The following is an 8,719-nucleotide window of genomic DNA, read 5'->3' as shown; positions in this document are numbered from 1 at the left end:
CTTTTCCTTATTTGGGGAAAAACCAGCTTTTTCCCCAAAATATGGCCCCTTGGTCAAGCGGCTAAGACGTCGCCCTCTCACGGCGAAATCGGGAGTTCGATTCTCCCAGGGGTCACCATTTTTGTGTTCTGCGCCCCATCTCTTGCGGCTGTTTTGCACTTTTAGCTCAGTTGGTAGAGCAACAGGCGCAAGCTCAAGCTAATTTTACCAACAAAATTGCGGCAAAAGCGAGCGACTAAAGCGGAGATTTGAAGCCCGGAAAACCGCATGACAACAGGGTTTGTGAGCATTTGCAGACCCAACATATGCGCTTCTAGCTCAGTTGGTAGAGCAGCTGACTCTTAATCAGCGGGCCCAGGGTTCGAGTCCCTGGAAGCGCACCACAAAACCACTGTTCCTTTCAAAGAGAACGGTGGTTTTTTATATCCGAAAGAGATTTACAAAAACATTCAACTGCCTGCAGTTCAGATCAGAAAGCCCGGCGTATTGTATCGCAACAGCGCCGGGCTTTTGTTTTCAGAGGAATTGAAGACTATGTCGGTACGACAAAAAGACTTAAGTTATGAAAAAGGAAAACTCATAGTTTGAGCGGCACTTTGGAAAAGGAAATATTTTAATGATGATGTATGAAAAGAATCTAAGAATTTTAGTATATAGCTTTTAGAGCATAGAATTGCAAAGCTGTCAAGTGATTTTTGTGAATTAATTTGTTAATTTCATTGACTGTCAATATGGTTTCAGATACACTATATTTGTATATTGTTTTTCTTTTTTGGTATTAGGGCATAACGGCGAAGGTTATAGCGAACGAAATGCCTAAAGATTAATTTAAGGACGGACTAACTGGCTTAGGAGTGATTATTCTTGACATTTTGCAACTTCCTCCTGCGCGTCGATGGTGTACGCGAAGCATCGTTAGAAGATTTTCAAGCGGTCATAAAAAAGGGAAATCGTACATACAGACCAGAACGGCATAAATATTTGTATTCTATCGAGATGGAGATTGCAGACAACAGATTTTTTTGGATGTCTTGCGACTATGACGATGCCGTAAAGTTTCGAGATTATGTAATTAATAGTGAAACCGGTGAAAGAGAACCTAATCCACGTTCTAAAGAACAGATTGAGCCTAGACAACAGTTCTTCGCCTGTTATGATTGTATGGAACATTATTTATATATGAATGACTTGAATCGCCGTACTTTTTTAGAAAGATATCTAAGCTATACACTTCAAAAAGAGTTTCGGATAAATAATGTATACGGATCAGTTGATGAGTTTTGCGACAGAATAAAAGCCATTCGTGGATTTCAATATACGCAAGTAGACGATATGTTTGGCCAAGGAAGTGACTTGTTTGTACAAATTGGAAATATATGGGGCCAAGATTTGCCGAAAAAAATTCAGCTTAAAATCGCGTATGGAGATGTTCCAATACATAAAGGTGGAAGACAAATTGTAGATCTTTTTAGCCATCATAAGGAAGAATTTGAAAATGTTATCGTAATTGGTTGTGATGATGCGGGTGTGGAGCAAACTTTTGACTTTTCATCCTTATTGAAATATATTATTGTTCACCCTACCAAGGATGAGAATGAACATTTCGATTCTTATGAGGTTAGGAGGCTTTTATTGGAAAAGCTGAGGTGAGAGCTCATGTACAAACGCCATAAGCACCAACTGGGGATTTGTGTATTGGTAACATTTATTGTTGCAGCTATATTTGATTGGAAATTTGAGCCGATGGCTGAAGTCGCTGTTACGGTAGCTTCAATTGCGATGGGGGTATATATTGCAGCGGTTTCTGCTTTGCTGGGAAGTCAATATGCTAAAGAATTGAAAAGTACAACAGATGGTGAACAACCAGATAAAACATTACTAGGGGTTTTAGCGGAATATTTCCGATATGCAGGACTATCATGTATTTTGTTAATTGCAGTTAGTTGTCTATTCTTGATACCATCAAATATAGTTCTTCCGCTACTCTTGTTAAAGGTAGGGAGTGCTCTTTCATATGGACTCTTCTCTGCCAATATTTTTCTTTTATGGCTTATGCTTATTTTTTTAGTGAATTCTCTTGGAAAATCGGTCAAATGATTTCTACAAATATACATTGCTTGAAATGATAAAGCTGAAAATTGTAACTTACAAAGCTAGATCTTGTAGGGGTGAGACGAGGGCAATGAAAGGCTAATATAATAAATTTGCAAGAGAAATAGCATCTCGATTGCAGGAGCCGATATAAATCAGCTATTTTCCGCCGAAATTAATTGTCAGTCACAGTTTCAAAAAATGATTTTTAATGGTTTTGTGTTATGGTGAATTTTTGTATGGGAGCTAATAAGAAGTGCTATGAAGTACTTGGAAACTGCCATTGAAGGTGTTTCGGTTATTGGATGACTTCATTATGTCAGAGACTGCAAAACATTTGACACCAGGAGCTTCAAACAGAGCATAGCGTGTATTTTTAACATAGGGAAAGACGGATAGAATATCGATATACACAAGGCGTACGAGGCATGCCGCCTAATAATTTGTTGCTCCGTCTCCCATGTGCACAGGGAGACGATCATATATATAGAACAGGCCCCAGCTACAGCTGGGGCTATTTTTTTACAGGTTCCATGCCCAGGGGGAAGTGTACCCTTTTGCAGGCAGAGGTTTGAAACAGACGCCCCGGGAAACCGGGGCGTACTGCGTTTTACCCCTCCCCCATACCCCCACCCCGGGTATATTACCGGCTGGGGAAAAGAGAAGGGAGTTTTCCACAAGCTCAGAAAGGAGAGAGAAAAATCGAACAGGAGATCCTTGGCATTGACCATGGCTACTATGCCATGAAAACACGGCATTGTGTGTTTCCCACGGGGATCACGGCATATGAGCATGAGCCCTACACCCGGCAGGATGTGTTGGAATACGAGGGGCGCTGGTATGTGTGCGGGACAGGACGGCAGCCGCTGCAGCGGGATAAAACGGCGAGTGGCGGTTACTACCTGTTGACACTTGCAGCCATCGCAAAAGAATTGCGGCAGAGGGGGATAAAGGGCCGCTGTTCGGTAATACTGGCGGCGGGGCTGCCCTTGACAGGCTTTGGCCGTGAGAAGGAAGGCTTTGAAAAATATCTGCGGCGTTCTTCCCAGCCGGTGCAGTATCGGTATGAAGATGTGTCGTATGAGGTGACAATCACAGACGTGAAACTGTTTCCACAAGGGTATTCGGCGCTCGCTCTTCACCCGGAGCTGATAACCGGGGAACCGTCTGTCCTGCTTATGGATATTGGCGGCTGGACGGTGGATCTGATGCGGCTTGATAACGCTGTGCCCAACGCGGATACCTGCCGCAGTTTGGAATGGGGCATGATCCGTTGTCTGGACAGTGCGAGAGAACAGGTACACCGCACCATGGGGCTGTCTGTAACGGACGCGCAGATCGAGCGCGTATTGAGTGGATTACCCTGTGCGCTGGACGAGAAGGCCCGAGAGGTGATTCGGCAGCAGGGCCGCGTATATACGGAACATTTGCTGTCTGCGGCAATGGAGGCCGGCTTTGACCTCAAGGCAATGCCGGTGGTGATGCTGGGCGGCGGCGCCAGTGTGGTGAAACGATATGTCCGGGAAAGTGATCATTTGTGCCGGATGTTCCCGCTGCCTGACAGCCGAATCAACGCGGCGGGATTCGAGCGTCTTGCACAGCAGATGATCGCCCGAGGCAAGGCGTGAAAAAGAGGCCCTGTTTTTCATTTCGGCCACGCCTTGAAGATGCGGAACAACGAAAGGCATGGGACATCCTGCAGGCTGTGCCGGAGGGCCAAAGAACCGCATTTGTAGTACGCGCTCTTTTGCAGAATACAGAGCAGAATATTCTGGAACAAACCTTGCGGCGCGTGCTGAAAGAAGAAATACGGGGACTCCAGCTCAAACCGCCAGCGGAAGAAAAAGCTGTACCCAGCCAGATGCTCGACTTTTTGGCGGGGCTGTAGATCGACTGAAAAAGTAAGGGTCAGCTATTGTTGGTTGTGACGTAAAGTTCGAAAAATACAGGCAAAAGGTTATTGGTCTTCGTGATAGCTGCCACGATGGTTTTCGAGTATGCTTGTGTTGCCGCCAGAGAAAGGCGGGAAAAACAAAGGAGGCTGCCATATGGAGCAGAAAACTGTGACAGGAAAAATCCCGACAGAGCTGCATGCCCGGTTCCGCAGCGAAATGGAAGCCCGAGGATGGACGATGTCCTTTGCGCTGGAGCAAGTCATCACTGAACATTTTGAAAATGAGAAAGGACGGAACAACACAATGGAGAACACACGCACACTGGCCTTCGCGGTCTCGGAAGAATTTTTCCAGCTGGTCAAGGAGTACCTTGTCTGGTATGAGGAAACATACCATCGCCGGATAACACAGAAGCAATTCATCATCGGGCTGATCGAAGATGAGCTGGAGCGGAACGCTGAGGCGATGAAAGAGCGGCGGAATCGGCTGATGTCCGCACAACAGGAGCGAGAGGATACAATCAGATTGTCCGAGCGAAATGAGGATGCCGGTACAGATGCGTCAGAGACAGAGTATATTGAGGAAACCACCGAGGACGAAGCAGCGGCCGAGTACGGCGAGGAAAGCGCCGAGGACGAAGCAGCGGCCGAGTACGGTGGGGAAACTGCCGAGGACGAAGCAGCGGCCGAGTACGGCGAGGAAAGCGCCGAGGACGAAGCAGCGGCCGAGTACGGTGGGGAAACTGCCGAGGACGAAGCAGAGGCTGAGTACGGCGAGGAAAGCGATGAGGATAAGCCAGAGAACGAGTACAGAGAAGAATAAACCGAAATTACCAAGGCCCATGCACGGGGTTCCCTGCATGGGCCTTGTGCATTCTTGAAAAAGGAGGGATGCCTACTGCTTGCAATATACTGAGCAGAGTAAATTTGAGTGATGGAGCGTGATGAGAAAAACCATACGATTTGTTGATATGTTCTCCGGCATCGGCGGGTTCCGGGAGGGGCTGCGCCGTGCCGGGGGATTTGAATGTGCAGGCCATTGCGAACAGGACGAGCATGCGGAGCGCAGCTACCGCGCGCTGTTTGACACGAGGGGAGAGTGGTTCTGTGACGACATCCGAAAAGCAGACGCGGGAAGCATGCCGGATTTCGAGCTTCTCTGTGGCGGATTTCCGTGCCAGAGTTTCAGCATTGCCGGAAGCAGGCATGGCTTCGCAGACCCAAGAGGAACGCTGTTCTTTGAGCTTGCCCGAGTGGCTGAAGCCCGGAAGCCTCAGTATCTGCTGTTTGAAAACGTACCCGGCCTGCTTAACCATGACGGCGGCAGGACGTTTGCGGCGATCCTCGATACGCTGGACGGATTGGGGTATGGTGTGGAATGGCAGGTGCTCAACAGCAAAGATTTTGATGTGCCCCAGGCAAGACGCCGGGTGTACATTGTGGGATATCTTGACGCCCGATGCGCCGAAAAATATTACCTTTCCGAGAAACAAATGATGCAGCTCCTGCCGCGCTACGGGACGGAGCGCAGGGCAGCCGAGTGTACGACCCCGCAGGCGTGAGTTGTACGCTGTCCGCGAGCTGCGGCGGTTTCGGTGGTCGCACAGGTTTGTACGATGTGAGCGGCGGCGTACCCATCAAGGAGGCCACGAAAAAGGGCTACAAGATGGCATATCCCGGCGACAGCATCGACCTCGCGTATCCGCAGATGAATACGCGGCGCGGCCGGGTGGGGCGGCAGACCGCCCATACCCTCACTACGGATGCCACACAGGGGACGTTAGAGCCAAGACCGGTGAGGACACCACTGGTCTCTTCTCCAGAACGCAATTCCAGCCGGACAGGAAAGCCGGGTGCACCCATGTTCACGCTTACGACCAAAGACAGACATGGCGTACTGTTAGGCAAGCGCATCCGCCGCCTCACACCGCGGGAGTGCCTGCGGCTGCAGGGCTGGCGCGATGACCGGATCGACCGGGTGCTGGCCATCCAGTCCGATAACCAGGTATACAAGCAGGCAGGCAACGGCGTTACGGTCACTGTTGTGGAGGCCATCGGCAGACGTCTGGCCACTGTTCACAATGAGTTGGAGGCGATGGACAAGGCTTGATCTAAAGGACCAGTATTTCGGGTGTGAGATCGAAATGACAGGCATCACCCGCGAACAGGCCGCCCAGACCGTGGCGGCCCTGTTCGGAACGACGGCCCGGCAAACCCATGAATCCCATACCTACGACCCGTGGGAAGTCACGGACGGCGTTGGGAAAAAGTGGCGGTTCGTGTATGACGGCAGCATCGAGACCACGCGCCGGGAATGCGGGCGGCAGGCCGCCGCACACGACAGGCGGTACAGTGTGGAAATGAATTCACCAAAGCTGGAATACAGCGAGATGAAAAAGCTGCAGGAGGTGATCCGCGCGCTCCGCCATGCGGGAGCAGTCGTGAATGACAGCTGCGGGATGCATGTGCATGTGGATGCTTCCGGGCATACGCCGCGCAGCCTGCGCAATGCTTTGTCCATCATGTACAGCAAGGAGGATATCCTGTTCCGGGCCATCGGCGCAAAGCCGGACAGGATCAGCCAGTATTGCCAGTATTCGCGGGAGAATGTAGTGCGGACCGTGCGCGCGCTGTCCCCGCATCTGACGATGGAGCAGCTGAAGCAGGCGTGGTATGGTACACGGGACGGAAGCAACGACCACTACAACTGGACGCGGTACTATGCGCTCAACCTGCATTCGGTATTCTACCGCGGCACCTTGGAATGGCGCTGTTTTGAGAGCACGCTGCACGCGGGCGTGGCGCGCGCGAACATCACGCTGGCACTTGCCATCTCCGCGCAGGCCATCAACCAGACGAGGACGCTGGCGAAAAAAACGCCGGTGACGGAAAATCCTGCCTTTACCTTTCGGACCTTTCTTCTGCGGCTTGGCCTCGTGGGAGAAGAATACAAAAATGTTCGGATGCATCTTTTGAAAGACCTGCCGGGCGACCCGGCGTGGCGGTACGACCGCAGCCAATATGTCTGCCTGCAGAACAGGCGGACAGAACAGCAGGAAGCGAGATGAGGAAAATGGAACACGCAATGTATTTTGCATACGGCAGCAACATGAACCTGGACCAGATGGCGTACCGGTGCCCGGCGGCAGAAGCAGTTTGTACGGCGAAGCTGGAAGGTTACGAGCTGTTTTTCGCGGGACGGCCCGGAAACGGCGTTGCAAGCATCCGGCCGAAACAGGGCGGCGCAGTGGAGGGCGTGCTGTGGAAGATTACGGAAGCCTGTGAAAAAAGTTTAAACCATTACGAAGGCTTCCCGGCCCTGTACGGCAAGGAAACCGTCCGTGTGCGCGGAAGTGATGGGGCAGAGTTCCGTGTGATGGCATACACGATGCAGGAGCCGTACAGCCGTATCCCCGCAATGCCGTCCATGGGATATCTGGCGGGGATCCTTGCCGGATGCGAACAGAACGGGGTCGATGAAAAGCCCATCCTGCGGGCGGTGCTGGATACGGACCGTGAACTGTCTGTATTTGAGAAACGGCAGTCACACGGAAAAAAGGACAGGGAACGGTAGAAAATCAGCAAAGGCCCCCGCCCGCAGTGGCGGGGGATATTTTTTGAATATGGAGGAAGAAAGATACAATGAAGAAAAAAGTAAGGCGGTGGAGCGCAAGTTTTCTTGCGCTGCTGCTGTGTGTGACGCTGTTTGCGTCCACGGCGTTTGCTGCGGGCGGCGCGCTGGGCGCGGACCGAAACGGCACGCCATATACCTACGTGATCGGGTACATGTATTCCGGCAGCTCGCAGACCGTCAACACACGGGAGATCTTCACATCGCCCAACAACTATGACATCTGGCTCTGCCCGGTGTGCGGGCGTGACCCGTTGGGGAATTCGCAGGGAACGGCGCTGGCTGCAGATTTGTACATGCCGTGCTATGGATACGATATTGCGGCATCGGGCGGGGACATGAGCATCCGCTACGCGCTGGTGCGGCACAGGCACAACAACGGGCAGCTTTCAAACGACCGTGTATACATCCCGGTCAACGTGCCGATGTATGCGGGCTGCTATTACGGCTATGACCTCACCGAGCCGGCCGGCGTACAGGTCAGCGCGCCCACAGGCTGGCAGAGGGACAGCGCGGTGGTGCGTTTTTCGGGCGGAACAGACACAGGCACGAGCCTGCCGGACTGGAGCGCAACGCCGGGCGACTACGGCAGCGGCGTCCATCATTACGAGTACAGCATCAACGGCGGCGCCTGGACGGGCTGTCCCGTGGGCGACCCCACTGTGACCATCACCGCGGGCGGCATCACGACTGTGACCGCCCGTGTGGTGGACGGCGCGGGCAACGCCTCCGGCCAGACAGCCACGGCAAAGGTGTACATCGATCCGGCCTCGCCCAATGTGCCCGGCATTACGCTGTCCACGGAACAGTGGACGAACAGCATGGTAACGGCGGCCATCAAGGACAACAGCGACGCACACAGCGGTATTGCCCGCACGGAATATTCTCTGGATGGCGGAAGCTGGACGACGTACAGCGGCGTGCTTTCCATCGCAGACCACGGCAGGCATACGATCAGCGCCCGCGCCATCGACAATGTGGGCCGTGTTTCCGGCACGACCAGCAAGACCGCGCTGGTGGATAAGGTCGCGCCGGTCATTTCAAAGGTGGAGCAGCAGCCAGACAGCAGCTACACGGAAATGACGCTGGCCGTTACCGCCACA

The 8,719-nt window shown here is 52.2% G+C and carries 9 protein-coding genes and 2 tRNA genes; all 11 read left to right on the top strand.

Annotation, left to right across the window (positions count from 1 at the left end):
- Positions 1-43: 43 nt before the first annotated feature.
- Positions 44-118: transfer RNA gene (locus tag TQ39_RS19135), tRNA-Glu, on the top strand.
- Between the two features lie 189 nt (positions 119-307).
- Positions 308-383 (top strand) — tRNA-Lys (locus TQ39_RS19130).
- 481 nt (positions 384-864) lie between these two features.
- Positions 865-1,650, top strand: a complete 786-nt coding sequence (locus tag TQ39_RS19125) for a hypothetical protein (RefSeq protein ID WP_050006718.1) — start codon at positions 865-867, stop codon at positions 1,648-1,650.
- A gap of 6 nt (positions 1,651-1,656) precedes the next feature.
- A complete protein-coding gene (locus tag TQ39_RS21130) occupies positions 1,657-2,097 on the top strand; it encodes a hypothetical protein (protein WP_133303817.1) in 441 nt (146 codons plus the stop codon).
- Between the two features lie 695 nt (positions 2,098-2,792).
- The gene (locus TQ39_RS19120) at positions 2,793-3,719 is read left to right on the top strand and encodes a ParM/StbA family protein (protein ID WP_167541557.1); all 927 of its coding nucleotides are present in this window, start codon (positions 2,793-2,795) and stop codon (positions 3,717-3,719) included.
- Positions 3,720-4,139: 420 nt separating this feature from the next.
- The gene (locus tag TQ39_RS19110; protein WP_050006715.1) at positions 4,140-4,808 is read left to right on the top strand and encodes a hypothetical protein; all 669 of its coding nucleotides are present in this window, start codon (positions 4,140-4,142) and stop codon (positions 4,806-4,808) included.
- 121 nt (positions 4,809-4,929) lie between these two features.
- A complete protein-coding gene (gene dcm / locus TQ39_RS21935) occupies positions 4,930-5,547 on the top strand; it encodes a DNA (cytosine-5-)-methyltransferase (RefSeq protein ID WP_338092852.1) in 618 nt (205 codons plus the stop codon).
- Complete coding sequence (locus tag TQ39_RS21930; protein WP_338092851.1) at positions 5,526-6,095, top strand: DNA cytosine methyltransferase; 570 nt, start codon at positions 5,526-5,528, stop codon at positions 6,093-6,095. Before dcm ends, TQ39_RS21930 begins: the two co-directional genes overlap by 22 nt.
- On the top strand, positions 6,067-7,053 hold the full coding sequence (locus tag TQ39_RS19100) for an amidoligase family protein (protein ID WP_050006714.1): 987 nt from the start codon (positions 6,067-6,069) through the stop codon (positions 7,051-7,053). The genes TQ39_RS21930 and TQ39_RS19100 overlap by 29 nt, the downstream gene beginning before the upstream one ends.
- 5 nt (positions 7,054-7,058) lie before the next feature.
- On the top strand, positions 7,059-7,559 hold the full coding sequence (locus TQ39_RS19095) for a gamma-glutamylcyclotransferase family protein (RefSeq protein ID WP_050006719.1): 501 nt from the start codon (positions 7,059-7,061) through the stop codon (positions 7,557-7,559).
- 68 nt (positions 7,560-7,627) lie between these two features.
- On the top strand, positions 7,628-8,719 hold a 1,092-nt coding region (locus TQ39_RS19090), incomplete at its 3' end, for an OmpL47-type beta-barrel domain-containing protein (protein WP_420865201.1).

This window comes from Ruthenibacterium lactatiformans, assembly GCF_000949455.1.
Taxonomy (GTDB): Bacteria; Bacillota; Clostridia; order Oscillospirales; family Ruminococcaceae; genus Ruthenibacterium; species Ruthenibacterium lactatiformans.
Note: the sequence above shows the minus strand (reverse complement) of the source record. Positions and strands in the feature narration are given on the sequence as shown.